The sequence below is a fragment of the Photobacterium sp. HL06 genome, assembly GCF_059552575.1.
The window spans coordinates 1,037,482-1,063,855 of the sequence record NZ_CM183915.1 but is presented as its reverse complement, the minus strand read 5'-3'; the positions used below and the strand labels follow the sequence as shown (position 1 = coordinate 1,063,855).

Annotated in this window: 22 protein-coding genes; 11 read left to right on the top strand and 11 right to left on the bottom strand. The window is 46.4% G+C overall.

Going from position 1 to position 26,374, the window contains the following annotated elements; all coding sequences use genetic code 11:
- Window positions 1-248: 248 nt before the first annotated feature.
- On the bottom strand, window positions 249-752 hold the full coding sequence (locus AC51G0_RS23110) for an asparaginase domain-containing protein (RefSeq protein WP_496304001.1): 504 nt from the start codon (window positions 750-752) through the stop codon (window positions 249-251).
- A gap of 117 nt (window positions 753-869) precedes the next feature.
- Window positions 870-2,276, bottom strand: a complete 1,407-nt coding sequence (locus tag AC51G0_RS23105; RefSeq protein WP_496304000.1) for a Na+/H+ antiporter NhaC family protein — start codon at window positions 2,274-2,276, stop codon at window positions 870-872.
- Between the two features lie 190 nt (window positions 2,277-2,466).
- On the opposite strand from AC51G0_RS23105, the gene AC51G0_RS23100 reads away from it, so the two are divergent.
- The 3 genes from AC51G0_RS23100 (at window position 2,467) to sigZ (ending at window position 4,960) form a co-directional block, all read left to right on the top strand.
- On the top strand, window positions 2,467-3,264 hold the full coding sequence (locus AC51G0_RS23100) for a helix-turn-helix domain-containing protein (protein ID WP_496303999.1): 798 nt from the start codon (window positions 2,467-2,469) through the stop codon (window positions 3,262-3,264).
- Between the two features lie 200 nt (window positions 3,265-3,464).
- Window positions 3,465-4,163 carry a glutathione S-transferase family protein gene (locus AC51G0_RS23095; RefSeq protein WP_496303998.1) on the top strand — a complete coding sequence of 233 codons (699 nt, stop codon included), beginning with the start codon at window positions 3,465-3,467 and terminating at the stop codon, window positions 4,161-4,163.
- Window positions 4,164-4,417: 254 nt separating this feature from the next.
- Window positions 4,418-4,960: an RNA polymerase sigma factor SigZ gene (gene sigZ / locus AC51G0_RS23090; protein WP_496303997.1), complete on the top strand. Its 543-nt coding sequence runs from the start codon at window positions 4,418-4,420 to the stop codon at window positions 4,958-4,960.
- Here the strand turns inward: sigZ and AC51G0_RS23085 are convergent.
- Together AC51G0_RS23085 and AC51G0_RS23080 are read right to left on the bottom strand one after the other, a co-directional pair.
- On the bottom strand, window positions 4,957-6,708 hold the full coding sequence (locus AC51G0_RS23085) for a SagB/ThcOx family dehydrogenase (RefSeq protein ID WP_496303996.1): 1,752 nt from the start codon (window positions 6,706-6,708) through the stop codon (window positions 4,957-4,959). The genes sigZ and AC51G0_RS23085 overlap by 4 nt on opposite strands.
- Window positions 6,705-8,891 carry a thioredoxin domain-containing protein gene (locus AC51G0_RS23080; protein ID WP_496303995.1) on the bottom strand — a complete coding sequence of 729 codons (2,187 nt, stop codon included), beginning with the start codon at window positions 8,889-8,891 and terminating at the stop codon, window positions 6,705-6,707. Before AC51G0_RS23080 ends, AC51G0_RS23085 begins: the two co-directional genes overlap by 4 nt.
- Window positions 8,892-9,267: 376 nt before the next feature.
- Between AC51G0_RS23080 and AC51G0_RS23075 the strand changes: the two genes are divergently transcribed.
- On the top strand, window positions 9,268-11,451 hold the full coding sequence (locus AC51G0_RS23075; RefSeq protein WP_496303994.1) for a bifunctional diguanylate cyclase/phosphodiesterase: 2,184 nt from the start codon (window positions 9,268-9,270) through the stop codon (window positions 11,449-11,451).
- A 215-nt stretch (window positions 11,452-11,666) separates the two neighbouring features.
- The gene (locus AC51G0_RS23070) at window positions 11,667-12,431 is read left to right on the top strand and encodes a DNA repair protein (RefSeq protein ID WP_496303993.1); all 765 of its coding nucleotides are present in this window, start codon (window positions 11,667-11,669) and stop codon (window positions 12,429-12,431) included.
- Between the two features lie 937 nt (window positions 12,432-13,368).
- Here the strand turns inward: AC51G0_RS23070 and AC51G0_RS23065 are convergent.
- From AC51G0_RS23065 to AC51G0_RS23050, 4 genes are all read right to left on the bottom strand, one after another.
- Window positions 13,369-16,086, bottom strand: coding sequence for a cation-transporting P-type ATPase (locus AC51G0_RS23065; RefSeq protein WP_496303992.1), 2,718 nt, complete (start codon window positions 16,084-16,086; stop codon window positions 13,369-13,371).
- A 405-nt stretch (window positions 16,087-16,491) separates the two neighbouring features.
- The gene (locus tag AC51G0_RS23060) at window positions 16,492-16,698 is read right to left on the bottom strand and encodes a tautomerase family protein (RefSeq protein ID WP_496303991.1); all 207 of its coding nucleotides are present in this window, start codon (window positions 16,696-16,698) and stop codon (window positions 16,492-16,494) included.
- Window positions 16,699-16,717: 19 nt separating this feature from the next.
- Complete coding sequence (locus tag AC51G0_RS23055; protein ID WP_496303990.1) at window positions 16,718-17,086, bottom strand: nuclear transport factor 2 family protein; 369 nt, start codon at window positions 17,084-17,086, stop codon at window positions 16,718-16,720.
- Window positions 17,087-17,097: 11 nt separating this feature from the next.
- A complete protein-coding gene (locus AC51G0_RS23050) occupies window positions 17,098-17,721 on the bottom strand; it encodes a glutathione S-transferase family protein (protein ID WP_496303989.1) in 624 nt (207 codons plus the stop codon).
- Between the two features lie 171 nt (window positions 17,722-17,892).
- Here AC51G0_RS23050 and AC51G0_RS23045 point away from each other — a divergent pair, with 171 nt between their 5' ends.
- Window positions 17,893-18,768, top strand: coding sequence for a LysR family transcriptional regulator (locus AC51G0_RS23045; protein WP_496303987.1), 876 nt, complete (start codon window positions 17,893-17,895; stop codon window positions 18,766-18,768).
- Between the two features lie 258 nt (window positions 18,769-19,026).
- Here AC51G0_RS23045 and vcdP read toward each other — a convergent pair whose 3' ends face one another.
- Complete coding sequence (gene vcdP, locus AC51G0_RS23040) at window positions 19,027-19,113, bottom strand: small protein VcdP (protein ID WP_496304185.1); 87 nt, start codon at window positions 19,111-19,113, stop codon at window positions 19,027-19,029.
- Window positions 19,114-19,599: 486 nt separating this feature from the next.
- Here vcdP and AC51G0_RS23035 point away from each other — a divergent pair, with 486 nt between their 5' ends.
- Window positions 19,600-19,932, top strand: coding sequence for a hypothetical protein (locus AC51G0_RS23035; protein ID WP_496303986.1), 333 nt, complete (start codon window positions 19,600-19,602; stop codon window positions 19,930-19,932).
- Window positions 19,933-20,134: 202 nt separating this feature from the next.
- On the opposite strand, the gene AC51G0_RS23030 is transcribed toward AC51G0_RS23035, so the two are convergent.
- Window positions 20,135-20,491: a nuclear transport factor 2 family protein gene (locus tag AC51G0_RS23030; RefSeq protein ID WP_496303985.1), complete on the bottom strand. Its 357-nt coding sequence runs from the start codon at window positions 20,489-20,491 to the stop codon at window positions 20,135-20,137.
- A 1,041-nt stretch (window positions 20,492-21,532) separates the two neighbouring features.
- Here AC51G0_RS23030 and AC51G0_RS23025 point away from each other — a divergent pair.
- On the top strand, window positions 21,533-21,811 hold the full coding sequence (locus tag AC51G0_RS23025) for a hypothetical protein (protein WP_496303984.1): 279 nt from the start codon (window positions 21,533-21,535) through the stop codon (window positions 21,809-21,811).
- Window positions 21,812-22,001: 190 nt separating this feature from the next.
- Here the strand turns inward: AC51G0_RS23025 and AC51G0_RS23020 are convergent, their stop codons facing one another.
- Window positions 22,002-22,904 carry a LysR family transcriptional regulator gene (locus AC51G0_RS23020; RefSeq protein WP_496303983.1) on the bottom strand — a complete coding sequence of 301 codons (903 nt, stop codon included), beginning with the start codon at window positions 22,902-22,904 and terminating at the stop codon, window positions 22,002-22,004.
- A gap of 239 nt (window positions 22,905-23,143) precedes the next feature.
- Here AC51G0_RS23020 and AC51G0_RS23015 point away from each other — a divergent pair, with 239 nt between their 5' ends.
- The 3 genes from AC51G0_RS23015 to prpB all read left to right on the top strand — a co-directional run bounded on the left by AC51G0_RS23015 (window position 23,144) and on the right by prpB (window position 26,281).
- Window positions 23,144-24,400, top strand: coding sequence for a multidrug effflux MFS transporter (locus AC51G0_RS23015; RefSeq protein WP_496303982.1), 1,257 nt, complete (start codon window positions 23,144-23,146; stop codon window positions 24,398-24,400).
- Between the two features lie 253 nt (window positions 24,401-24,653).
- Window positions 24,654-25,415, top strand: a complete 762-nt coding sequence (locus AC51G0_RS23010; RefSeq protein ID WP_496303981.1) for a GntR family transcriptional regulator — start codon at window positions 24,654-24,656, stop codon at window positions 25,413-25,415.
- Window positions 25,412-26,281: a methylisocitrate lyase gene (gene prpB / locus AC51G0_RS23005; protein WP_496303980.1), complete on the top strand. Its 870-nt coding sequence runs from the start codon at window positions 25,412-25,414 to the stop codon at window positions 26,279-26,281. The genes AC51G0_RS23010 and prpB overlap by 4 nt, the downstream gene beginning before the upstream one ends.
- Window positions 26,282-26,374: the final 93 nt, after the last annotated feature.

Below are 26,374 nucleotides of genomic sequence, written 5' to 3'. Positions count from 1 at the left end.
ATTTTGATTCGTATTTACACATAATTTATTGATAGAGTCAATGAATTGTGTTGCTTAAAGGAAAGGTAAATTGAATGCAAGCAAGAGTTGGTTGCCAATATTTCTACAGAAGTAGAGTGGCAGTCATAGCAAAGGAGGGTGAGCAACCGAGAGATTAGTTTCCGAAACTCGTATGCTTTTTGATTAAGATAATTACGCCTGACAATACATGCTATCAGGCGTAATGAAACATGATTTGTAGCAAGGCTTTAGTGCAACCCTTCGAGGTCATTTGGCCGATATAACTTGCCGTTAAAGGCAATATAGATACCTGGTTCAGCCAAGCGTGCGGCAATAAACGCAGAGCCTAAGTTAAAACCGGCGTCGTTGGGAGAAAATCCGACTAATGGCCACATTGCACCGGTGAAAACAATAACACGACCATGATCTTCAGGCAGAATTGCCATCAGCTTTCGCGCACTTTCAAACATGGTAAAGGTACCGTGAGTGACAATATGACGGGAGCAACGGCTATTCATAATTGCAGTGCTAACTTCTTGGATCTCTTTGCCTTTGATCTCCCGGCTATCTTTCATGCAAACCTTGGAAAGCTCTAGCTCATCTTGGGGAATTTGGGCAAATTTTGTTAGGAACTCAGGAATGGCGGTTTCGTTATGACATACCGCTGTACATTGGTCGGTATCATAATAGGAGTCAATCGTACCCCCGGTAACTACAAGTTGTACTTTTTGCTTGTCATTGGTACTGCTCATGTGGGTCTCCAACAAAAAAGTGGCTAATAAATAGTGTAACGAGTAATTAAAATATAGTGATGGTGTGGCACACAGAAGGGCAAGAGATAAAAAGGAATTACCTCTTACCCTTGAGAGTTAAATGGCCTCATTCACCTTTAATTCAGGCGCTTCAAGCTCGCCTCGTCCCCAGCCGGTGAAGATGGCGAAGATCATTGTTGCAAGCATGAACCATGCGTATAACACCATAGGGGTCAGCTCCAGAGGTGATAAAGCCGGTACCCCTGAAAAGCTTTCGCTAGCTTGCTGAGATAGGCTTGCGGCCAATAGCAGTGCGGCGGACCAAGGCAGAGAATACACCAGGGTACAAGCAAGGTTGCCAATGACATTTGCGCGGCGATAAGGAGAGACGCCAAACTTCTCGCCCATAGGCTTGGCAAATGACAGTCCGACAGCCAGAATAGCGGGGGCATTAATGCTCATTAAAGATGACATAACAAGTGCAAGGAAGCCTGAAATGATCTCATAGGCACGCGCACTTTTCACATTACCAAATGCCTCAAGCAGGCGCTGGCTCCCCCCACCGTCTAACATCATTTGAATGCCAGCAGACAGTAATATCACCAGAATACAAAGATCAGCCATCCAACCAGAGACTCCGCGTAATAATAAGCCGCCGTCAACGGCAATAATATTTGCAAGCGTATTTAGACCGGTAACGATTGAAACAGCTGAACCTAATAAAATACCGATGATGGTTGCAAAAACAATGTCGCCTTTTTTAATGGCGGTATAAATGGTAGCGACCGCCGGAAGCAACATCCATAACCCTCTAGGGTCCATAACATCCTGGATTTTTTCAAGAGGGACTGCGCCGGCAGATTTGGACTGGAACATGCTTAAAACTACCATGGCGATAATAGTCATGGTGGCTGCAGGAATAACATAGCGGATGCGGTGTTTAACAACGCCTCCAATATCTGTATTTTGCGATGTAGCGGCAGAAATCGTCGTATCCGAGATCGGCGCCAAGTTATCACCGAAGGCCCCGCCGCCAATGATGGCTCCGGCCAATATCGCCGGATCGGCGCCTAATAATACACCCGCCGGATACAGCATCCCCATGCCAGCGGTGATTGTCCCGAACCCGGTACCGGCGGCAGTTGCAAATAGGGCACTGGCAAAGAAGGTAATTATAATAAACAGGGTGCCTGTTGTGCCGGTATGATATGCCGCCCATAAGATACCATTCACTAAACCGGAGTCTCGCAATACGGTTGCAAAGATACCGGCAAAAATCCAGCAGGCAACTGGCGCTATTGCCGTTTCGGAACTCATGCCTTTTAAAACAGTCTTTCCAAAAATAGCTTTGTCTTTGGCAAGTAAAAAAGAAACCAGCAGGCCAATAATAGCGCCGACCCACATCCCTTGAATTGAACCGCCTACAACCGTTGTCGCTACATAAATAGCGACAACCACAAAAATGAGTATCGGGGTAAATGAAACCCATGGCCCACCATAAAAACTCAATTTATGATCTTTCATAATATTTCCCTCAGTGATATATATTTGCTTCCGCTTGATAAATAGAAAGTACCGGTTTTATTGGGTGTTGAGTTGATGTGGGAATAATTACAACAGTAAAAGTGAAGCAAGATAATTCCGTAATTTTTCCTTAACTGACGTAGAGTGACGCAGTGACTGTTTCACTTTACGAATAGTGGTTTTTAAGTGTTTGATAAACAGTCAAAAAAACAGGGTTTTTAAAATGAGCCTACATCACAATTTGAAATATCTGTGTGGTTTTTATCCATCAATTGCGGAAATTTGTCGCGGGATCGGCATTAATCGGCAGCAATTTAACCGCTATCTTAATGGTGAAAACTGCCCGCGAAGTTACAATATGCGGCAAATTTGCGATTATTTTGGCTTGAGCAAAAAAGAATTATTGTTACCACATAGTCAATTTGTTTCATTGGTGAATAGCCGGGTTGATGGGAGTACTAAAGGCGTACACCAACCCTTTTCGGTGCCAATTAACCAATTAAGTGGGCAAAACAATGAAATGCTTGAGCCTTATTTAGGGTATTACTATGAGTATTATTACTCGATGTCTTCACCCGGCTACATACTAAAAGGATTAGTCTGTATTGAACGCAAGCAGGGCGGTGTATATCACCAGCGTACGGAGCGCCTCGCCGCTGAGGGGGAGTTTGGCCAAACAAGTTATTGTAAATATCAAGGAATGACATTCTTCCTTAACGATAGAATTTTTATGATCGATTATGAGTCGTTGACCCAAAATGAAATTGTTGAAACCATTCTTTTTCCTAGTTATCAGCAGCGCATATCTTTATTGGAAGGAATGAAAATAGGGGTTGCAGCAACCGGGGCGCGGACACCGACGTCGGCAAAGGTGATATTTGAGTATTTGGGGAAAAACATTGATGTGCTGAAAGCGTTAAAAACATGCAGCCTGTATTCGCCTGACTCAGACAGCATCAGTTCCAGTATTAAACATCGGCTATCGTGAGGGTGGTGTTGGCTAATGGGTGCCAATAACGGACAAGCTCAGGCTATTTGAAAGTGTTGGTGAAATTTTTCTTGCACATAAGGTGTTGCTTTTACAGTGTAAATGTTAAGTCTGATAAATAAATTAATATATTTATCGTCTTTTCTGCCGCCTGCTCGTCTTATAGGTACTTAAACAAAAGATAAGAGCTAGAGTTCAAGATGATCAAAGTAATTAGTTTTAAAATCTGTCCGTTTGTCCAGCGTGTTACTGCGGCTCTGGAAGCGAAGCAAATTTCTTACGAAATCGAATATATCAGCCTGAAAGATAAGCCACAGTGGTTCTTGGATTTGACCCCTAATGGCCAGGTTCCTGTCCTTGTCACAGAATCGGGCACGGCGCTTTTCGAATCAGATGCCATTATTGAATACATCGAAGACGAGTTTGGTCCTATCGAAGATGGCGTGACTAACGAGCAACGCGCTCTGGATCGTGCCTGGAGCTACCTGGGTTCTAAAAATTACCTGACTCAGTGCGGCACGATGAGCAGCAAAGATAAGGCTACGTTTGAAGAGCGTGTTGAAAAATTTACCAAGGCATTTGCCAAGGTTGAAGCGCACCTGTCGGGTGAGACCAAGTTCTTCAAATCTGATGCGCTAAGCAATGTCGATATGGCCTGGCTTCCTTTGCTACACCGTGCGGCAATTATTAAAAAACATACCGATTTTGACTTCCTGTGTGGCTTGCCAAAAACTCAGGCTTGGCAGTCAGCGTTATTAGAAACAGGACTTGCGGAAAAGACAGTATCGGAAGATTTTGAACAGCAATTTACCGACTTCTATCTCTCTAACACCTACCTCGGAACGGGTGAAGATGTGCAGCAAAGCAGCGTTTGCTCATCAAGCAGCTGCTGTGGTTAATCTGTCAGGGCAGTGAAATCCTGACAAATAGCATTACTTGTGGGGGGCATTATCGTTCACTCAGGTAAGTGATTAATTAGTAAGGTTATGAGCCTCAGGGTTCATAGCCTTTTTGTGTTTTTGTTCTGAAAGAATAAGGCGCATTGATCTGCCGTATACTCATGTGAATACTGTGATCCCTTTAGTCATTGAACAGATGGCAGCTTATGACAGTTATCGTATCGTGCCTAAACATCAAAATGTAAGAGAGAAAAATGAACCTGGATTTGATTTGGAAAGAGTACCGGGCCAGCTTAAAGGCATTTTTGCACTCCAATGTTTCCAACCCTGATGATGTGGACGATCTCTTGCAGGAAATCCTGATCAAGACCTACCACAACCTGGGGGAAGTGAAGGAGGCGACTAAGGTTAAGTCCTGGTTATTCCAAGTAGCTAACAACTCGATAATCGATTTTTACCGCAAAAGGGGCAAAGACAGAGATCTTGCCCAGGATGAGCTGTGGTACACCGAGGGAGATGTCACCGTCCATCAGCAATTATCAAAATGTGTATTGCCCTTTATTCAGGCACTGCCAGGTGATGAGGCAGATCTGCTGACATCAATAGACATTCACGGCCTGTCTCAGAAAGAGTATGCGGAGAAAACTGGCATCAAGTACTCGACACTAAAGTCACGGGTACAAAAAAGCAGAGAGAAGTTGAGTATGCTCTTTACTGAATGTTGTGAGTTATCGATTGATAAGCATGGAAATATCATAGACTTTCATGCAAAAAGAAACAGATGCAAGAATTGTTAGTGGCTTTCGGCTTTAAGAAAATGGTAGGCAGGGAGGGTTTCCAGGCGAGTATCTTCAACTGGGCCACCCATCGTGAAGTGGTAGAGGCTCTGATAGCTGTTATCGCTTAACCCGAATACTTGGTGGACAGGATCATCAAAGAAGCAGCCTATGCCGGTTGCCCGAATGCCCTTGGCTTCCGCTTCCAGATAGAGCATCTGGCCGATCATGCCCGTTTCCCAGAACAGCCGCCGATACCACCAGGTGCCGAGTTGCCTCAGAGGCTCGGAAAATTCAGCCAGCATGGCACAGCTGAATACCCCGCCGCTGGCTATCTCTTGATGGCAGCTCAAAATCTTGGCCGCTTCCTGAGTGTCTGCTGGATACAGGCAATAAAGCGGTAAATCTTCTGGGCAGTCAGGCGGTTTTTGCCAGATAAAATCGTTGTTCATTAACGCTTGCAGCTGTTTGGCTTTGGCCGGATCTCTGAGCAACAGGTATAAACCGGGTGTTAACTCATCGACACGATGGACAAACAGGCCCAAGTGAACCCTGGCTGGCCATGTGGTGGCAGAAAACAGCCTTGGGTTTTGCTCTGGTAAGGTGCGGCTTAAGATCTGGTAGAACATTGTCTTGCCAATTCGGGTTTTACCGTCCATATCAAGTGCGCTGCGCCGCTGGCGGATTATTTTCCCTGCATTGAGTGTTGTACTTGGAGCCGTGCCTGACATTGAGGGGCTTAGGTTATTTGAATCAACATGTCGTGAGAGATAACCTTGTTGGTTTGTTGTCTCTGGCTTTTCGCAGGCTGCTGCAACTTTATCGATCCATGGCCAGGGGCGGTGGCTGTTGCTGAGCTGGTTGGCTTTTCCTTGCCACTTGCCAGCGACAATTGCGGTTAGCGCAGCTTGGCTTGGTGCCCAGTCAGCTTCGATTCTTGTCCTGCCAGGGGTGACTACGGCGAGCAGATCTGGCTCTTCCCGTTCCTGCTGGTTGGGAAAGTCTTCATTGCGATCGACACCTATCAGGCGTGCTAAATGACAATCTGAAATTCCTTCAATCAGGGTCAGCTGCCAGCCCATCAAACCCGCGGCAATGTTTACTGCCGCCAATGCATGGCCGCAATCGTGCTGGCAATAGCGAAAGGCACGTTCACCATATTTCCAGGATTCTCGCCAGTGGATCGAACTTAGGGCAATGAGAAAGCTGCCTTCTGGTAGCGGCCTGTCTAGAGATAAGCCCTCGGTGATTGTTTGCCAGTTAGAGTGTTGAAATTGTGTCCGGCATTCGAGCTGGTGGCGGAGAGGGAAATAGTGGTAGAGCCCGGGGTGTTCTGACAGCTCTGGTATCGAATCAGTGAGCAGGTAGCACTCAGTGGGGTGCAAGTTACCACTCGACGGGTTGACCCTGAGTGACCAGCGGTTGTCAAAGCAGCTTTTCCAGGCCGAAAGAGCCAGCGAAAAGTAGAAAAAGTTGGAAAGGCTGTCTAGGTTAAGCGGCTGGCTCTCTATTGTTTGTCCGGCAAAGAAAGAGTCATAGCCGGGAGTGATATCCTGCTCAGGTAGTAGCAGCGGGCTTTCAGGTGCCCCTTGATAGCGGCGAAACGGACAGGGTTGGCTAGCCCAATCTAAGCCTTCTGGTCCCATGGCATAACGATGAAAGTGATGTTTGGTGCGCTCGTGGTAGTCGAAAACTGTGGCGAGGGGATCGGACGTTTCAGGCTCTTGAGCGGCAGGGCTCTGTCTGTCGGTCTTGCATTTTTGGATCATTGTCTCGAACCTGAAACGTGATGGTCGGCGGCAAGTTCTTTCAATCTGGCCTGAACTTTTTTGCTCCCAGTTATCGGCTGCTCGCAGGAAAATTGCTGGCAGAGGAAAAGCGTAAGATCATTCCCGCTGAGTTCAGGGGTGAAGGGAGCAAGCCAGTTGGTATAACGGCTGGCGAGCTGGTTTATTTGAGTTCTATCATCGTCATTTAGCTTGAGCCAAACCGTGTTGGGTAAATAATGCCCTTTGAGGGGGGCAATAACATCGGCGCTCACTTTCGGGCCTGCCAGTACCAGGCGGTGGCCGGGGCTATGCATTAAATCCAGTGCCATCAAAAACAGTGTGTAGCCAGGAGGGTAGCGGTTGATTTGGGAAGCGAACGCAGTGACTAAACTATCAAAGTATGTGTGCCAGGTGCTTTGCCCTGTGAGTTGATATAGGTGTGCTATATTTCGGGCCATGACAGCATTGCCTGAGGGGATTGCACCGTCATACGCTTCTTTGGCGCGGACGGCGAGCTCGGTATCGGCTTCGGTGAAGTAAAAGCCGCCGTTTGTGTCATCCCAAAACTTGTTCAAGGTGATTTCTGTCCAACCAAGCGCTTGTTGTAGATAATCCGGCTTCAAACTGGCTTGATATAACTCCAGTGCCGCCCAGATCATGCTGGCATAGTCGTCCAAATGAGCTGGCAAGCCCGTTTTGCCATTGCGGTAGCGTTTTACAAGGTGATCGTTGTCATCTCTTAGGTATTGGCGAACAAAACCATAGGCCCTTTCTGCCATTTGAAGACAGTTTGTGTCGTTCAGCAATAATGAGCTCCGAGCTAGCGCCGCGATCGCCAAGCCATTCCAGTCGGTTAAAACCTTGTCATCGAGCAATGGGTGTACTCGTTTCTCTCGCTGTCGAAACAGTTTGAGGCGAATAGCTTGCCATTGGTTTTGCCAGTTATTGAATGCAGCCTCCCCTTGGCCTGCCAGTTGTTGCGGCAACTGGGAAAGGTGGGGAATATTGGCTCCGGTCAACTGGCCGCTTGCTTCATCACGGTAGTTACCCAGCTCGGAGATATTGAAATGGCGGGATAACCAGCTTAGCTCACTATTGTCTAAGGTTGCTTTTAGCTCTTTATGTCGCCAGACATAGAACTTGCCCTCTATGCCTTCACTGTCGGCGTCTTCGGCACTGTAAAACCCACCTTCAGGGTGCTGCATCCGTAAGGTCAGGTAGTTGATAATCTCACTGACTGTTTGCTTGAATAAATCATCGCCTGTGGCTGTATAGGCTTCGCTGTAGGCCATCAGCAGCATGGCCTGGTCATAGAGCATCTTTTCAAAGTGGGGCAGCAGCCAGTGGTTGTCGGTACTGTAACGGTGAAAGCCCAAACCGATGTGGTCGAACAGGCCGCCCAGACGCATGGCTTGCAGTGATTGTTGAACCATTACAAGCGCCTGCTTGTTGCCGTAGTAATGCCAGTAGCGTAGCAAGAACAGGTACTGGTGCGGGGTCGGGAATTTAGGGGCGTTGCCAAAGCCACCGTGAATGTCATCAAAGTGTTCTTTCAACCGTTCGAATGCCTGGTGTTCAATATTGTCGGCAAGCTTGTCCTTAGTTGTATGCCCAGTTATGGCCTGGAGCTGGTTGTTTAGCTGTGTGGCACCGTTGAGTAGCGTCTTACGCTGATTTTGCCAGGCATGAGCAACGCTAGGTAATAGTTCCATCATACCAGGGCGTCCATGGCGGCTCTGTTTGGCAAGGTAAGTGGTGGCATAGAAGACATTGCCTTCCGGTGTCAGGAAGCAGTTCAGCGGCCAACCGCCACTGCCTGTCATCGACTGGCAGGCGGCCATATGGAGCTGGTCTATATCTGGGCGTTCTTCCCTGTCGACCTTGATTGCGACAAAACTGCGGTTAAGCAGTGCTGCCACCTCTTCATTCTCAAATGACTCGCGTTCCATGACATGGCACCAATGGCAGGTGGCATAGCCGATAGAGAGAAAAATGGGCTTGTTTTGACGTTTGGCTTCCTCGAATGCCTCTTCGCACCATGGGTACCAGTCGACAGGATTGGCCGCATGTTGCAGCAAGTAAGGACTTTGCTGGAAGACCAACCGATTCCAGTACCCACCACCGTTAGCAGGCAGTTTTTGAAGTTCCTCTTCACTGGGAATACCAAGCTGATGAAGTGCCATAAGGTGATACCTACACGTATCTAGGGGGGAGTCGCAGAGGGCTCTGAAGATCAGTCTAGGCACAATGTAGAAGCCTGTCTAATGGGGGCTGTCGAGGCTGAAAAATTCCCACTTGGTTGGCAATACTTTATATTGATAACAATTATCGTTTGCATGATATCTGTTTGTATATATTATCAATAATAATCAGTATCACTATTCGAGTTAGGTTACCTTGAAGTTCTCGTTTGTTCACAAATCATCCATTTATATCTGGGTGGTAGGCTTTATTGCCGCACTTTTTAGTTTCTTCACTGTGGAATTCTATGAGTCGAGACGGTTACACGACCAAGTGGAAATTCAATTTCACAGTAAAGTTAAATCGCTTGAACAATCGATGAGATCCCTTTCGGAATTGCTCTATTCCACCCATAACTTTCTGCAAAATGGAAACAGCCCTACCCAGGAGCAGTTCCAGCACTTTTTGGGCAACCGAACGGGAATTGGCTCAGGTATTCATTCGGTATATTGGTTGCCACTCACAGCTTTAGATGACGTGAAACAGTTTGAGCAGCAAGCGAGGAAAAGTGGCTTGCTTGGTTTCCAGCTGTTGCCAAATATCCAGCAACCAAGGCCTTGTGCAGGTTGGCTGGGGAAGGCCACCCTACCTGTTTATTATGTCTCGCCCCAGTTCGAAGCCAGTGATGATTTGGGGTATCGGTTAGACACCAATTGCAATGATGCAACAGCGATGGAGCGTGCCTTAGAGCTGCAGCAAATTACGACCAGCAGCTTCAAGGAAAATGGTAACCATGGTATTAAGCTGTTTCTTCCTCTGATGGAGAATGAAGACAAGCTACAAGGTTTTGTTGTAGCTAGTATCCTTGTTCACGAGTTTCTCGGTGTGACTTGGCAAAATGAAATCAACTCGGAGAAACTGAATATTGAAGTGTTTAACCTCAGTGAAGAGGTACTCACATCCATTTTCCAGTCACATAAAAATGTTGCCTTGAAGAAGAGCTCTGGCTACGAAAAGGAAGTTTCTTACACCAAAGAGTTTACGGTACCTATTGTGACGCAGCGCTGGCAAATATCGGTCTCTATCTTAGAGAACCAGCAAAGTTTGCTGATCTACAGCTCGGTTGCCGTTGTACTTATCTTGTTGCTGACAGCGTCCGTTTCGTGTGGCGTTGGTTTTTATGCCAACCGGCTTAAAATATCAAATCAGCTAGTTAAGGAGAAAACTCGAAGCCTTGAGTTCCAGGCGACCCGGGATGAACTTACCGGGCTGTTTAATCGGCCGGCTCTTAATACGCACCTCGAACAACAGTTGGAAAAAATCAAGGCGGGAGAAAGCAGCGGCTTTTCGATTTTATTTATCGATCTCGACCGGTTTAAGGTGATCAATGATTCAATGGGACATTTGCTTGGTGATCTAGTTCTGCAGCAGATGGCTTGTCGTCTCAAAACCAATATCCGCAAGGGCGATGCTTGCTTTCGGTTTGGTGGGGACGAGTTTGTTGTGTGCATGTCAAATCTTGTTGATCAGCCTGCGTTACAGAACAGATGCCAACATTTTTCCAGGCTTCTCTCGAAGCCGTATTACATTAACCGTCAGGCTTGCCATTTGGGTGCCAGCTTTGGAGTATCCATTGTTACCTCACATGTGCGATCTGTGGCTAATATTCTCCGTGAAGCGGATACAGCGATGTACAAGGCCAAGAGCTCAGGAACTGAGAAAGTGGTGTTTTTCGATGAGAATATGTTTACTCAGGCCAAGCAGCGATTTGTGTTAGAGCAAGAGCTGACTAAAGCGGTCAAGCTGGAACAGCTTTCGCTTGCCTTTCAGCCGATCTATTGCCTGGAAACCGATCAGGTTTCTGGTTTTGAAGCCTTGCTGCGTTGGAACCATCCCGAGCATGGCTCAATCTCACCGGCTGAGTTTATCCCGATTGCAGAAGAAACGGGGCTGATCCTGAAAATGGGGGATTGGGTGGTTAGGCAAGCATGCCAGATATTAGAAAAGCTATGGCAGAGCCAGTCATTGGCTTATATGCCTAGGATCAATATCAATGTATCGGCAAAACAGTTCGAGTCTGATCATATCATTGATACTTTGCGAGATACGCTTGGCCAGTGCCACTTTCCCCCTCATTTGCTGGGGATTGAGATCACCGAGTCGCTGTTGCTCAGTGATTCTTCATGTACGCTTAATGCGCTTGAGGAGATTAAAAAGCTGGGTGCTGTTATCTATCTTGATGATTTTGGTACGGGGTATTCTTCCCTGTCGATACTCAGCGAGTACCCCGTCGATATACTGAAAATGGATCGCAGCTTTATTCGTAATATTGACCAGCAGGGCCATAAGTCAGCCCAGCTGTGCCGGGCAATTATTAATATGTCTCATGCTATCTCGTTAGAGGTTGTGGCTGAAGGTGTCGAAACACAAAGCCAGCTTACAGCACTGCACAACTATGGCTGTAACTCTATTCAGGGTTTCCTGAAAGCCAGGCCAGTTAGTAAAGCTGAGATGTCACAATATTTGAGTTACAAGTCAGATTCCTTAGTCGAGGAGGGATAGATAAAACCATTATCAGTTTCAATTCACTATATCCTGCTAAGAAGAAATGTAATTCAAACTTAAGGAGTGAACTTACAATAGGTATGGACTATATTTTGTTAAGATGAAGAGGTGAATATAGTCCTCAAATTGTTGAAAAGTGTATTTTACAAAGGTGAAATAGGACTGAAAACAGCATTAAACCATGCTGAAAGAGATCAATTAGGCGGTGGCTTATGGACATAACAGCCTTACTTATTCTTGTTGGATTACTTTTTATTTTATTTATTGGCCATAATCTTTTTAGGCAGCAACAAGAGCGGCTTATTGCTGAAAGAAAAAAGAAAGTTGCAATGTATAGCTCTATTATTAATTCAACTGACGACTTACTAAGCAACATTCATACTGTATCGTATAGCCGTACATTGTTACTTTGCTTAAGCCGGCGAATACTCTTTGCTTTGCAAAGTGTGTGCGAGATAGATAAAAACAATGAAAGCTATTATAACCGTATGATAGAAATGAAAAAGCAGGTTGCCTACCTCGAGAGTGGCAATGGTGAAAAAGTTAATGTAGAAATAAAAATCCCAGATTCTGATAAACAAGCAATTGCAATGCTAAGATTTGTCAAAGCTCTAAAAGTCGTAATCATGACTGAATACAGAAAAGGTCATTTACCCATTTATGACTATGTGAATGAGAACCAACGATTAGATTTCATTCGGATGAAAATCAATATTGAAAATCTTATAAATCGTGCAGAAAAAGCAAAATGCGCATATCAATATGGTACATACATTCAATTATTGCAAAAAGGAATTGCGATACTGGAGTTGCGGACAGATAGTTATTCGAAGAGGGTGTGCTCTACTCTGCAGCAAATGCTCAGTGATGTTTGGGTGACCCAGTCAAAAAAACATGAAGACGAGTGTCAGCGTATGATCGAGCAAGATCATGACTCATTTGAGGCAATGTTCGAATCTAAAAAAAAGTGGTGGTGATAAATTATACTTGAGCGACTGGACAACATTGGCTCAAGAAATGCCATGATCCAATCCATAAAGCTATCAATAGCAACTTGGCTGTTGCGAATCAATATGCTCTCTATCTTGCTTCTCTCTTTCCATCTGTTTTTTATATGCAGCAACATATTTTTCGAAAGACGTTCTATGTAGCTGTAAAAAGTTAGTAGTTAGTACGCTGATTGCAAGCCGGGCATAGCTTACTGAACAACATTAGTGACTGCCTTTCTTTTATGCTGAGTTATTTGCCAGATCTGTTATTTAATGCTGCTTGCTTTGAATTTTTGTGAATCTTGCGCTGAGTATTTACTCTGATTTAGTTTATGCCTCTATTTTGCGAACTTGATGGTCAGACCTGTTAGGCATAGGTGTGCATAGTGAAAGGGTGTATAATCATTGCGTTAACTAGATGAATTAATCTTGACGCTTCTTGTTCTGGCTAGAGTCTCGACAACTTTTTGAGGCCGGAATCTCGCTTATTTAGCCCTCGCTGTGCGGGGGCTTTTTTTTGAGCCAGCTGTCAAACTCACACCAGACGGCCTAGTCATTCCGGTAACACCTCGATTGAACTACTGAAACCATTATTTGTATTAACCAAATGGAAAAAATGATGGTAGCTTTCGACAGAGTCTGTCGCTCTATATATAAAATTGGCTTTATTGCTATTTTAGCGTTTGGCATCACACTAGTAGGTTGCACCTCAACCGGGTCCTCATGATGAGAAAGCAGCTCTCGCCTTCTTCAACAAGGCGATAGGCCATAACGGCTTACCTGAAGAAGGTATATCTGTTTGGGGTGAATTTTACGTGCTTGTACCTAATTGCATCTGAAAATCAGTACGTTTGTACTTCAGCATAACTTTGCAACGCAACCAAGTAACGCATGATTGTGTTTCCCAGGATTAATAATACTCATTTCACATCGATCGCAATTTATACAAACGCAGACGAAGTTGCTTTTCGGTTTCAATGATCGCGAACAGCATGACACCCACGCCGACGATAAGCACTCCGTCGAAAAAAGGTACGGTCCGGGTACCGAACAACTCCTGAAGTGGCGGTAAGAAGGTAATGGCGAACTGAGCAACGGTAACGCCGATGACCGTAGACCAAACCACCTTCGTACCGCGCACTGCCATCCATGTGAGCGATGTGCCGTAGATGTTTCGAATAAAGAACAGGTGAAATATCTCCATAACGACCAGCGTGTTCAGTGCGATGGTGCGCGCTAGTTCGAGCGAATAACCCCGGTCTACCGCATAGGTGAACATGCCGAATACGCCACCAAGAAATAGCACCGACACCAGCACGATATGCCAGGCCAGTTCTCCGGTAAGAAGCGGTTCGTTCTTTGGTCGCGGCGGTCGGTTCATGGTGTCCGCCTCCGTCGGCTCGAACGCCAAAGCGATACCCAGCGTGATGGCGGTGATCAGGTTGACCCAGAGGATCTGTATTGGGGTAATCGGCAGGGTCATGCCGAAAAGCAGCGCGACAACGATTGTCAAAGCTTCGCCTGCATTGGTCGGCAAGGTCCAGCTGATGACTTTCTTGATGTTGTCGTAGACCGTTCGCCCCTCGCGTACTGCGGCGACTATCGAGGCAAAATTGTCATCTGCAAGAACAAACTCTGAGGCTTCCTTAGCCGCCTCGCTGCCTTTCATCCCCATAGCAATACCCACATCGGCGCGTTTGAGCGCAGGCGCATCGTTTACCCCGTCTCCGGTCATGGCGACGGACAAGCCGTGCAACTGCAACGCCATTACCAGCCGGAGTTTGTGTTCAGGACTTGTGCGGGCAAATATATCGGTTTCGAGAATGGCGGCGGTAAGCGCAGAATCGTCCATGCCGTCAATATCAGAGCCGGTCAGCACCGCGTCGGGGTTTTGCAGCCCGATTTGCTTGCCGATAGCGGCGGCCGTTCCCTTGTGATCTCCGGTAATCATCTTCACGCGTATTCCCGCGCCTTGGCATTCTGCAACGGCTTCGATAGCTTCTGGACGCGGAGGATCGAGCAGCCCGACTAGGCCGAGCAATATTAACCCATCCTCGACATCAGTGAATTCGAGGACAGTATGCTTCGGCGGAACCGGCTTGACCGCGAAAGCCAGCACACGCTGGCCCTGTTCGGCAATGCGCTCGGCTTTCTCGTACCAATAGTCAATGTTAAGAGGTTCGGTTCCGTCGAAGACAGTTTTCTGCTCGTTACACATGGAGAGGATCTGCTCTGGTGCGCCTTTGACGGAAATAAACGCGTTGTTTTCATGGTCGTGGTTGAGAGTTGCCATGAAGCGATGCTTGGCATCGAAGGGGATGGCATCCGTGCGTGTCCATCCCGCAAGTTCTTTGCTGATATCCATGCCGATCTTGCCGGATAATGCCAGTAAGGCGCCCTCCATCGGATCACCTTCAACGACCCATACGCCGCCACGTTTATGCAGCGATGCGTCGTTGCACAACGCAGCAGAACGGCCAAGTTCTTCGAGGATCACGTGTTCGCGCGCGCTCACGGTGGCGTCATTGAGTTTGATGACCCCTCTTGGTTCATATCCTGCCCCTTCCAACGAGAATGTATGCGCCTGCGTTACAATGGATGCGACCATCATCTCGTTACGCGTCAGGGTGCCAGTCTTATCGCTGCAGATCACCGATACTGAGCCTAGCGTTTCTATGGCGGGCAAGCGCCGGACAATGGCACTGCGCCGCGCCATAGCCTGGACACCCACGGCCAACGTGATTGTCAAGACGGCAGGTAAACCCTCGGGTATGGCGGCGACTGACAGTCCCACCACCGCCATGAACATTTCGGAGAACGCGAAATGTTGGACGAAATACCCGAATACGAGAAGTGTTGCAGCAATAAGCAAGATGAGTACGGTGAGCCACCGCGCAAACACGTTCATCTGCTGCACAAGCGGAGTGGTAAGTGTCTCGACAGTGGAAAGCATACCGCTGATGCGGCCAATCTCAGTATCACAGCCCGTTGCGACGACAACGCCTCTGCCGAGTCCACTGGTCACCAGCGTGCCGCTATACGCCATGCATATCCTATCACCAAGAGACGCATCGACGGCCACTTGTGGTGTGCTCTTCTCGACGGGCACGGATTCGCCAGTGATTATCGATTCCTGGATCTTAAGGCCATGCGCCTTAAGTAGGCGCAGGTCGGCAGGCACCTTGTCCCCGGCCTCCAGCAAGACGATGTCTCCCGGAACCAGTGTATCGCCTTCAATTGAACGGCGGTTTCCGTCACGCAGCACGGAGGCCTTAAGGGCGAGCATCCGGCGGATGGCGTCCATCGCCTTCTCAGCTTTGCCTTCCTGCACGAAGCCGATGGCAGCGTTGGCGACAACCACTGTCAAAATAACCAGCGTATCGACCATATGCTCCAGCGTCGCCGTAATAACTGCTGAGGCCAAGAGCACATAGATAAGAATATTGTGAAAATGGCGAAGAAAACGACTGATAGAGTTGCGTTTGACAGGCTCCGGCAGGCGATTCGGTCCGCAGGTTTCGAGTCGAGCTGCGGCCTCGTCCTTAGAGAGACCATCCGCATCCACATGCAAAGTATCCAGCACGGTATTGATGGTCGCAGCGTGCCAGTTAGTCTTTATTTTTTTTTCGATGACTTTGTTCATTGCCTATGCTCCGAAAGACCAACGATTGAATACAAAGAGTTCTTTGTCTTGCAGATCACCCTCGCCAAGCATTGCACCAAGAAGCTGACGCGACTGTTGCTTGTGGGCATTTTCGTTTTCATCACGACTTTATTTATATGAGCAAGGGTTGATATGTAGATTATCAAAGGTCAACACACCCCTAAAGGGGTATGTTTCGGTTTGTGATCATTGTGTAAATAATGAAAGCAATCGCTTTTGGTATTACATGATCGCGGTAGTTTAGTGCAGATTTGATCGATCGATTTCATCGGATGGGCTTGTTACAAAAAATGCCTCTAGGCGAGACATTGTGAGTTGGATACTACACAACATTTGACCAATGAAAACAGCCAAGGCATGTAACCTACCTTGGCCATCGCTCTATTATGTCGACTGGTGTTTTCGTAACTGGGACACTTGATCAAAACCTATCCCCCAGTTATCGGTGTTGATCTCATCAATCACCACAAAGGTCGTTTTCGGATCCTTGTCTAAAACATCCACCATAAGTTGAGTCACGCCTTTAATAATTGCGCTTTTCTGCTCACAACTTACCCCTTCATCGGTCACTTTTACATTAATATATGGCATTTGGTTATTTCCTTATTCGCTATGCGTCTGCGTACATTTTGTTGACGATATGCCAATGACCGTCCTCTTTTAACAAACCCAGAAAGTCGATATAGATACTTCCTAACAGTGGACACAACACCTTCACCATCGCTTGCTGACCGACAACATCGACAGACAAGATCCGGTATGCATACTCATCACCATTGGTTACTGGCGTCTGCCTCTGTTTCACTAGCGTTAACCATTCATCCAGGCTACGTCTTAACCCAGGTGCCTTGAGGAACGCATCGGAATGAAATATTTCGCGCAGTTTTTTTGTATCCCCATGATGAAGGCCGTCAAAGTAGCTCTGTATGACTTGGTTTATTTGCTTGAGTTCGGTGAATTTATGATCACTAAGCTTCATCACCTCTCCTTTTATACAGCGCTAACCAAAGCAGATGCGTCTTGCTCAGCAGCAAGAGAGGCGGTAAAACTTGGCATAGACAAGACATGATCAATCATATTTTGTGCTTTTGGGGGAATGGTGATGTCCACTGGAAACCCTTCACACCAACGGGAGTATACGGCTAACATGATGTCAGCGGCAGAAACGTGCTCACCACCCAAGAAGGGATGGCTGATCAGTTTATCTTCGACCACTTGCCATAGGGTGCGAATATTCGATGCTGCTGCCTCAACGACCTGATTTCTTAGTTCAATATTCTCAATTGAATTCGCCGCAAAAAAGAGTCGACCGTAGGCAGGATGCATGGTTGCGTTGGCAAACATAATGTCTTGAATCGCGGATTGCTTTGCAACAGGGTCGTTATCTGGCCATATCTGATTTGGATGTTTGGTTAGAAGGTGAATCATTACCGCCGCACCCTCGGCCAACGTTTGATCACCATCGAGCAGCACAGGTACAGTGTTCACAGGGTTGATCTGTGTAAAGCTTTCAACTTTTTGCTTATCTATTAGAGTGAATTCCAGCCCCAATTCGCGGAGCACTACTTGAGTGGCAAGCGAACAGGCACTAGGCAAAAAATACAAGGTATACATATCTTATCTCCGTATTGACTACATTGACTTCCCGGCATGGTGAAGTGTGTTTTTCAGCTTTGCTTTGCTGACAGAGAAAAGATTAGAGAAATAGACTGGTGCGATATATAGTGACAATACGAACCCTATGTTTCCAATTTGAAAACAATAGAGCCAATGCGTGGGCAGACAATGAATAAGTTAAGAGCCATTGAGCTATTTGTGCGTTTAGCTGAAGTGGGTAGTTTTACTCGGGTTGCGGAACAAAATCACACATCTAAATCAATGATTAGTAAAGAAATAACCCGTCTTGAAGATGAGCTGGGTGCCCGGTTGCTGCATAGAACGACCCGCAATATAAAGCTCACCCATGTTGGCGAGGGGTATCTTAAATATGCTCGTGACATTTTAGCTAAACTCGATGATGCGGATGCCTTTGTACAGGCGCTACGACAAACACCACGAGGAAAACTCAAGATTAATGCCCCTATGGCATTAGGCATTACAGACCTGTCCAGGGTGTTTGCCGATTTTATGCATTCGTACCCAGATGTAGACCTCGATATTCATTTAGGAGATGAAGATGTAGATTTGGTCGCCGAAGGTTTTGATTTAGGTTTTCGGGCCTCTAGCCGACCATTTGATTCCAGTTATGTTGGCCGGCCTTTAACTGATTTTTGTTACCATCTTTGTGCCAGTCCTCGCTATCTAGAGCGTCACTCCAAAATTGAAAAATCACAGGATTTGTTAGCGCACAATTGTTTTGAGTACGCTTACTTTAAAGGCAAAAACATTTGGCCCGTGGATGGGTTTGTTTCAACCTCTGGATCACTTCGTGTCAACAGTGTGCTGTTTATGCTGCAGGTGATTAAAGCCGATCTAGGCATTGGATTCTTACCTGAATTTGCCTGCCGAGATTTGCTGAAAACAGGTGAGTTAGTAGAGGTTTTGCCTGAAAGTGAAAAGCCTAACCTTACCCTTTACGCTCTTTATCCGGCCCGTCATTTTGTGCCCCCTGCCGTTTTACAGTGCATTAACTTTCTTGAACAGTGGTTTGAAAAGCAGTAATTTCCGCTTCAACTAAGCACAATAAGTCAATCAGCTATTAGTTCAGGTAAAGCGCAAAACTCGCCATTATGTATTAGTAAACTGGCGCGGGCCGACATAATCACAAGTTCTGGAGAGAGCCTCATCACATGCTGATCTCACTATCGCTATTGCCGTATGCCACAAGATTTGTCAGTAGATCTAATCGACAGGTTGCAGAACAAAAAAAGCCGCCTCGAGAGGCGGCTTTTTTGGTCACAGCATGAGCTGCAACAGAAATTAGTAGCCGAAGCTTGATGGGTACTGGAAGTTAGTTGTGTAAATAGAACGTGCATTCCAGAATGTTGCAGAGACTAAACCTTTCATAATTATCACCTTCTTAATCAATTTATTATGTTTAAACATTGAGTTCTGTTGATCTCGGTTCCTTGGAGGCGAATAACGGACTCATCCTTTGAGCATTTTCGTCACTTCGTTTGAAGATGTGGTTACTATATCCCAATGAAATTTAATTACAACATTTATTTGAAGTAGATCACAAAAAAGACGTTAACTAGCGTATGGCTGAACCAATGATGTAATTTTTTTTCACTGCCGCCTCTCTTAACGCTCGTTACGGTGTCATATCGGCATGTCATCTTACCGGGGCCGCATAAGTGGCCTTTTTCTTTCAACGAATTTTTCAATCAACTAGTTCTAATTTTCCGTCTTTTTTTGAAGTCGATCACAGTTTACGCTTTATATAAATAGGAACGAAGTCTGAACCGAGAAGGTAAAAGGGATTACTTCTAGAGGGAATGACAAGTTTTCAACACTGCGTAAATCTTTAACATTAAGATCGTGGAGATAAACATGAAAAATTCCGTACTTACAGTAACTCTATTGGGCCTAATTTCTTTTGGTGCTTTTGCAGGTCAAAACACCTATCGTGATGACAACGACACTGATCGCTATGCGAAGGAACTTCGTCTGAAAGCCTTTGAAGGACAGAGTAGTTATCAAGTAACAGTAAGTCCACTGCTGTTGGTAGACCGAGATGAGCCAGTGTCAGTACGGCACGCTACTGAATTACGCAAGCAAGCAGTGAATGTACCTGTTCGCTCTGTTGAGCCATCCGTACAATATGATCGTGATGAACCTGTATCAACTCGGCATGCCACTGAGTTACGCAAGCAAGCATTATAACTGTGAGTATTTTGCACAATGCGATCTTAGTGATTAAGCATTAAGATGCTGTTTATTGAACGGTATAAATTAGTATCGCTAAATTGATAAATTAAAGCCGATAATTGTAAGGCCACCTTATCTACAGGTGGCCTTTGAGCTGATTGGTTTTATCTTATTCAACCTGCCGGGTAAGCATACTGGTGCTACGCTGGTCATGGTATCAGAGCTCTGACACATCAGCGTAGATCCGGTAATTGGTGATTAGTCCCTCCCGGGTAGTTAGAATTGTGGCAAACTGGGCTGAAAACTGACTGCCGTCTTTTCTGACATAATCAACTTGGCCGTTGCAGATGTGTTCACTGCCTTGCTGCCAGCTCCCCTTCAGTGTATGGGACATACTGGTTGTCGAGTCGAAAAATTGCCTGTTAACATCCAGCACAGCGTTTTTTCCTGCCACTGGATTGGCATTTGAAAATTGAAATAAAACATCATCATGCAGGAATTTACTTAGAGCATTTACATCTAAGCTATCAACTGCCTGGTATAGTTTTTCCATATATTCATGCGTATTCTTCATTTTAATTTCCTCTTCACTAATTGATAGGTAATAACTATCTTCACTAGAGTTGTTCTTTATTTGGCAAGCGCACGCAAGCAATTGACTTAGGTTGTAACTGAGCATTACCAAACTATGAATAATCTTATTGATGAATGGTTGTGAATGAAAATTGATATTTCAGATGAAAATGATAACTTTTTCCTATAGGACGATTGGATACCGCTAAACTACTCATCTTTGACGTAAGTTACCTAACCATTAACTGTATATAGGTGCGCCAAACTTGGCTAATTGTTAGAAACAGTCCACTGAATAGCGTGTTTTACCAGTAAACAACCCAGTTCCCACCAGGTAGGCAAGGGTAAGGCCGTCATGATCATTATGGCAATTGGAGATGGCTCTAATGTTCTCGCCTGTTGTGGTCATTATGCTGCTGTAACATATACTGCCATGGGCCAGTGTTGTGCAGCGCGTATCCACAATTGTTCCCCACTCAGTATTGGATTTAACTCCGATATACTCCAGCCATATTCCACCGAATACGATGCCAAGTAGTAACAGAACAGTTAAAAGTGATTGCAATACTCCGCGATATTGATTTGCCACTTGCGAAAATCCTTATCGGGAAATGAAACCCCTGAACTTTAATTATAGCCATAATTGCGGGGTTCTAACTTAATGTTTTATATCAAAAGTTGCATTGGTGAAGTCGATATGCATGGACATACCTTTAGCAGTGTCAATGCCAATCCTTCCGTCACAATGGCTATATTTTCAATCCTCATGACCAACTCGAACCTCTAACTTATCAAGTATTATCGAAGTTGATGGAAGGGCAAAATTAACAGGGCCAAGTACGGCTGTTTTTTCCTCTTTGCACCCTATCCAGGGATATTTCGCTAATTTTAACAGGACAGGCACCTTCTGAAAGAGAGAACTTTCTTAAATTTAGTAAATTAAACTATCTGTCGTACGGTTGGTGAGGGCGTATTTCCATTAACTCCCATCGAACTATATTGGCTGTTGAAAACTGCAAGGAGAGCGAGATGACAATATGATGTGCAGTCGAACAGAAGCTACGAGCATCGCAGAGGCTGGATTGAAGTACGTATCAAGGAGCTGAGCTCCATTTACTGCATCGACATTTGCGCTTATGCGGTAATGAGCAACCACTATCATCAGGTTGTTCATATCAATAAGGAACAAGCTGAATCCCTGACAGATATAGAAGTGATAGAGCGCTGGTCGCTGCTTCATTTAAAGCCGGTACTGATCCAGCGTTTTCTTAATCAGGAGCTCAAGTCTGAAGCCGAACACCGGGAGGCTCAGGAAATATAGAGCAGTGGCGTGAACGTCTTTATTGCCTGAGTTGGTTTATGCGAGAGCTCAACATTGAAATTGCCATGAAAGCCAATCTGGAAGATGGTTGCATAGGTCACAGGAGTCGACATTCCTCTATTATTTCCCATGTACGCTTAATGCGCTCGTGACAATAATAAAGCTTGAGGTTGTTATCTATCTTGCAGGCTTAACTCCCCAGCTCTTCCTTAATAAAATCAATGAAACATTTTACCTTGGAAGACATGTATTTGCGGCTTGGATAGACCAGGTAAATGTCCACATCAATCGGCGGTAGGTCGGTAAATAGGGGAACCAGCCGCCCGGTTTCGATCTCGTCGGTCAGAATGAACTTCGGCAGCCGGGTGATCCCCTGGCCGTCGAGGCACAGAGAGAGTTCCATTTCCGGGCTGCTAGTGACAACGCGGCTATTGACCTGTACCTGAAATGGCTGGTTTTCCTTAGAAAGATAGCCCCAGGTGTTGGGCTGCTTGGCATGTCGGTAGCAGATAGCCCGGTGGTGAATGAGATCATTGGGGTGCTCTGGTATACCATACTCCTCTAGGTACTGCGGCGAGGCAATGGTTACCCCGTGCGAGCTCATGACTTTCTGGCAGATCAAACTGGAGTCTTCTAGCTGGCCGGATGCCCGGAGTACGACATCGAACCCATCGGCAACCACATCGACCTTACGGTCATTCAGATCCAGCTCAATATCAATCAGCGGGTATTTTTTCAGGAAGGTCGACAAAATCGGCCGTATATGTGACAGCCCGAAGCTGAGCGGGCAGCTGATCCGTAACTCTCCTTTGGGCTCGCTTTGGCGTCCGCTGACCGCATTTTCCAGCTGTTCTGCATCACCGATGATTTGCTGGCATTGACGGTAGTACAGCTCCCCCTCTGGTGTCAGGCTTATAGAACGAGTAGTGCGATGCAGCAGGCGAACCCCAAGGCGTGCTTCAAGTTTGTTGATTTCTTTACTGATATAAGAGGTGGAGTGGCCGCTGCTCAGTGCAGCATTGGTAAAGCTGCCTGTCTTGATCACTTCGGTAAAAATAACCATGCCATCAAGCAATTTGCCGTTAAAAGTCATTTATCCCCTCTGTTTAGCTTCCGGCTTCTGTGGTGCTTACCGACTGTGAAGTAGGACGATAAGGCGAGCTACATCCGATAGTAACAGCTATTAAGAGCTATATGGAAACAATGCATTTACATTTGGCTTATTTATCATTTTTTGTACTCAATCTAAGCTTTTCTTAGCGTCAAGACAGCGCCAATTAGAGAGATACGAAGGAAGATTATTATGAAAAATGTAACAAAAGAGCTAGTAGCATGAGTCGCCTGGAAGCTATCACTCAACAAAGCATAGAGAGCAGGAGTGATGCGGGAACTGGCCGTGAGTTCTGGCTATTTGTTTGCTTGATGGCGATGATTTTTTCCTTGTCGCCATTTGCTATCGATATGTACCTGCCCGCGTTGCCCGATATGGCGATGCATTTCGGTACCAAAATCGATGCGATGGAGGCTTCCGTAGCGGTGTATCTCTTTGGTTTTGCGCTTGGCCAATTGGTGCTTGGTGCGCTGGCCGACAGTGTTGATAAGACTAAATTGCTGCTGGGAGGCCTGGTGGCGTTCACCCTCACGAGTGCGTTGGTCGGTGTCAGTGACAGTCCGGCGCAACTGTATTTTTGGCGGGCGGTTCAGGCATTCTCCGGTGGTGCCACGGTGGTGGTGTTTGCCTTGATCCAGCAAAAGTACGGCATCAAGCGTAGCAGCCAGGTCATCTCATATATTATGGCGGTTGTGGTGGTGGCACCCATGGTAGCGCCAATGATTGGTAGCCAGATCTTAACGCATCTGGGCTGGCAGTGGATCTTCTTTGGGTTGACGATTTATGCCGTGATCACCTTGTTGGTTCTGCTCGTTATGAAGAAAAAGACGATGCCGAAGGTGTCAAAGAGCGTTATCAAACCGTTGAAGCTCGGTTCTCTGCTTAATGGCTATAAACAAACATTCAGTGACCCTGTAACCTTATCTTATGTGTTTGCCGGAGCGTCTTCGTTTGCAGGGCTATTTGCTTTCATTTCAGGCTCGCCTTTTGTCTATATAGAACTGTTTGAGCTCAGCCCACAGCAATATAGCTGGCTGGTGGCCCTGAATGCAGTGGCAATGGTGAGCGTGAATATCATTAATGCGCGCTTGTTAAGCCACATCGACCCGACACGCAAGTTGATTGCGGGTGGAATGATGCTAGGTGGGATCGCAGTTTATTTGTTACTGGTAGCCTGGCTGCAGTTGTCGCTGGTTTTCGTTGTGGTGGGTGTCGTGATGTATGTCGGTTGTCTGGGCCTGACGTCGGCCAATGCCATTGCCGGAGCACTGGCCAATGCTGGTGAAAACGCAGGCTTGGTATCGGGTATTAATGGAGTCTTGCAGTTCGGTTTCGGAGCACTAGCCAGTGCAGTGATCAGCTTGAGCACAAGTACCGGTGCGATGCCAATGAACGCGACGATGGCGGTATGTGGCTTGTTGACTTTGATCTTTGTACTTTTCTTGAAGTCAAAGCGGCCAGCCCCAATTCGACGATAACAATGTTATTGAGCTGATCGAATATGCCGGACTTGATAAGTTGTAAAAATAGCTTGCCCCTCCTTCTATACTTCGAGAGGTTGTCTCGCCTCTCGCCTCTCGCCTCTCGCCTCTCGCCTCTCGCCTCTCGCCTCTCATTTTACTCCTCATTGTCAACAATCTAGACTAAGGTCTAATACATATTGTTAACAATTGGCTTGATCAATCCCGATTTTAGGGCTAAATTTGTACTCAAGTTAACCAATTGTTGACAATGATGATGAGTAAACAAGAAGTAACACTGAAAACTGTCGACAATCTTGCTGATGACGGGATTGCCAAAAATCCAGTTACCAAGGGCCTCGTTGCCAAGGAGTTGACCAAGTCAGAGAACCTGACAGAGCAGCTGATTGATTTAATCGTGAATGGCGATTATCCGGCAGGCAGTAAAATTTCCGAACCCGAGCTAGCCCGCCGCTTTGATGTCAGCCGGGGCCCGCTTCGCGAAGCAATGATGCGGGTAGAGTCTCTGGGGCTAGTGGAGCGTGTACCACATGTGGGGGCGCGTGTTGTTACCCTGAGCCAGGAAAAGCTGATTGAAATATATTCGGTACGTGAAGCGCTGGAAGGCATGGCTGCACGCCTGGCGTGTATCAATATAACTGATGAAGAAATTGATGCCCTGCAGCAGTTGCTGGAAACCCATAAGCAGCATATCGATCAGGTTGATGGCGCCTCCTATTTCCATCAACAGGGTGACTTTGATTTTCATTATCGAATTATCAAGGCAAGTAAGAATAGTAAGTTAATCAGCCTGTTGTGTGACGAGCTTTATCATTTGCTCCGGATGTACCGCTACCAGTCTCAGCGTTCGCATTCGCGCCCACAACAGGCATTGAACGAACACTTCCATTTGCTAGCCGCATTGCGGGAAAGGGATGGAGAGCTGGCGGAAATGCTGATGCGACGTCATATCATGCGTAGCCGCCTGCTGATTGAACAACAACTGAAAGATGACAAGGAGATAGCCTCATGAGTCCAGGGAAAAGCTTCCGGCATGCTGTTGCTGCCAACAATCCGCTGCAGATAGTCGGCACTGTTAACCCTTACTGCGCCATGATGGCAGAGCAGGTAGGACACCAGGCCATATATCTGTCAGGCGGCGGGATTGCTAATGCTTCATACGGTCTGCCGGATCTGGGGATCACAACCTTAAATGATGTCCTGGAAGATGTACGTCGAATTACCGCAGCAACGACTTTGCCGCTGTTGGTAGATATCGATACCGGTTTTGGTGGTGCGTTTAATATTGCCCGTACTGTGAAGGAGATGGAGCGAGCGGGTGCTGGGGCAATACACATGGAAGATCAGGTTGCGCAGAAGCGCTGTGGTCACCGTCCGAATAAGGCCATTGTTAGTCAATCTGAAATGGTTGACCGTATCAAGGCGGCTGTTGATGCCCGTGTTGATGAAGATTTTGTCATTATGGCACGTACCGATGCGTTGGCCGTGGAAGGTATGGATGCAGCCATTGAACGGGCGATAGCTTGTGTTGAAGCTGGCGCAGATATGATTTTCCCAGAGGCCATTAATACCCTTGAGCAGTATCAGCAATTTTCAGATGCCGTAAAGGTGCCAATCCTTGCTAATATCACCGAGTTTGGCCAAACGCCGTTGTTCAGTGGCGAAGAGCTGGCAGAGTGCGGTGTCGATATGGTGCTGTACCCGTTGTCGGCCTTCCGGGCCATGAACCAGGCGGCGCTGAATGTTTATCAGCACATCAGAAAAGATGGCCATCAGCGCAATGTGGTCGATCAGATGCAAACCCGTGAACAGCTCTACCATTATCTGGGTTACCACGACTATGAGCAGAAGCTCGACAAACTGTTCAACGAGAAGTAAACCTGAATTCAGTTAGGTTATAGGACATAACTTAACGGGTGTAGTAGATGTGGCTTATTTTAAGAAATAGCTGCAATAACAATAAGAAATAAC

Bases quoted from the DNA above. Each gene is read 5' to 3' on its own strand.
- AC51G0_RS23110 (WP_496304001.1), bottom strand. From the start codon at position 752: ATGAGCAGTACCAATGACAAGCAAAAAGTACAACTTGTAGTTACCGGG.
- AC51G0_RS23105 (WP_496304000.1), bottom strand. From the start codon at position 2,276: ATGAAAGATCATAAATTGAGTTTTTATGGTGGGCCATGGGTTTCATTT.
- AC51G0_RS23095 (WP_496303998.1), top strand. From the start codon at position 3,465: ATGATCAAAGTAATTAGTTTTAAAATCTGTCCGTTTGTCCAGCGTGTT.
- sigZ (WP_496303997.1), top strand. From the start codon at position 4,418: ATGAACCTGGATTTGATTTGGAAAGAGTACCGGGCCAGCTTAAAGGCA.
- AC51G0_RS23085 (WP_496303996.1), bottom strand. From the start codon at position 6,708: ATGATCCAAAAATGCAAGACCGACAGACAGAGCCCTGCCGCTCAAGAG.
- AC51G0_RS23080 (WP_496303995.1), bottom strand. From the start codon at position 8,891: ATGGCACTTCATCAGCTTGGTATTCCCAGTGAAGAGGAACTTCAAAAA.
- AC51G0_RS23075 (WP_496303994.1), top strand. From the start codon at position 9,268: ATGAGATCCCTTTCGGAATTGCTCTATTCCACCCATAACTTTCTGCAA.
- AC51G0_RS23070 (WP_496303993.1), top strand. From the start codon at position 11,667: ATGGACATAACAGCCTTACTTATTCTTGTTGGATTACTTTTTATTTTA.
- AC51G0_RS23065 (WP_496303992.1), bottom strand. From the start codon at position 16,086: ATGAACAAAGTCATCGAAAAAAAAATAAAGACTAACTGGCACGCTGCG.
- AC51G0_RS23060 (WP_496303991.1), bottom strand. From the start codon at position 16,698: ATGCCATATATTAATGTAAAAGTGACCGATGAAGGGGTAAGTTGTGAG.
- AC51G0_RS23055 (WP_496303990.1), bottom strand. From the start codon at position 17,086: ATGAAGCTTAGTGATCATAAATTCACCGAACTCAAGCAAATAAACCAA.
- AC51G0_RS23050 (WP_496303989.1), bottom strand. From the start codon at position 17,721: ATGTATACCTTGTATTTTTTGCCTAGTGCCTGTTCGCTTGCCACTCAA.
- AC51G0_RS23045 (WP_496303987.1), top strand. From the start codon at position 17,893: ATGAATAAGTTAAGAGCCATTGAGCTATTTGTGCGTTTAGCTGAAGTG.
- vcdP (WP_496304185.1), bottom strand. From the start codon at position 19,113: ATGAAAGGTTTAGTCTCTGCAACATTCTGGAATGCACGTTCTATTTAC.
- AC51G0_RS23035 (WP_496303986.1), top strand. From the start codon at position 19,600: ATGAAAAATTCCGTACTTACAGTAACTCTATTGGGCCTAATTTCTTTT.
- AC51G0_RS23030 (WP_496303985.1), bottom strand. From the start codon at position 20,491: ATGAAGAATACGCATGAATATATGGAAAAACTATACCAGGCAGTTGAT.
- AC51G0_RS23020 (WP_496303983.1), bottom strand. From the start codon at position 22,904: ATGACTTTTAACGGCAAATTGCTTGATGGCATGGTTATTTTTACCGAA.
- AC51G0_RS23015 (WP_496303982.1), top strand. From the start codon at position 23,144: ATGAGTCGCCTGGAAGCTATCACTCAACAAAGCATAGAGAGCAGGAGT.
- AC51G0_RS23010 (WP_496303981.1), top strand. From the start codon at position 24,654: ATGATGATGAGTAAACAAGAAGTAACACTGAAAACTGTCGACAATCTT.
- prpB (WP_496303980.1), top strand. From the start codon at position 25,412: ATGAGTCCAGGGAAAAGCTTCCGGCATGCTGTTGCTGCCAACAATCCG.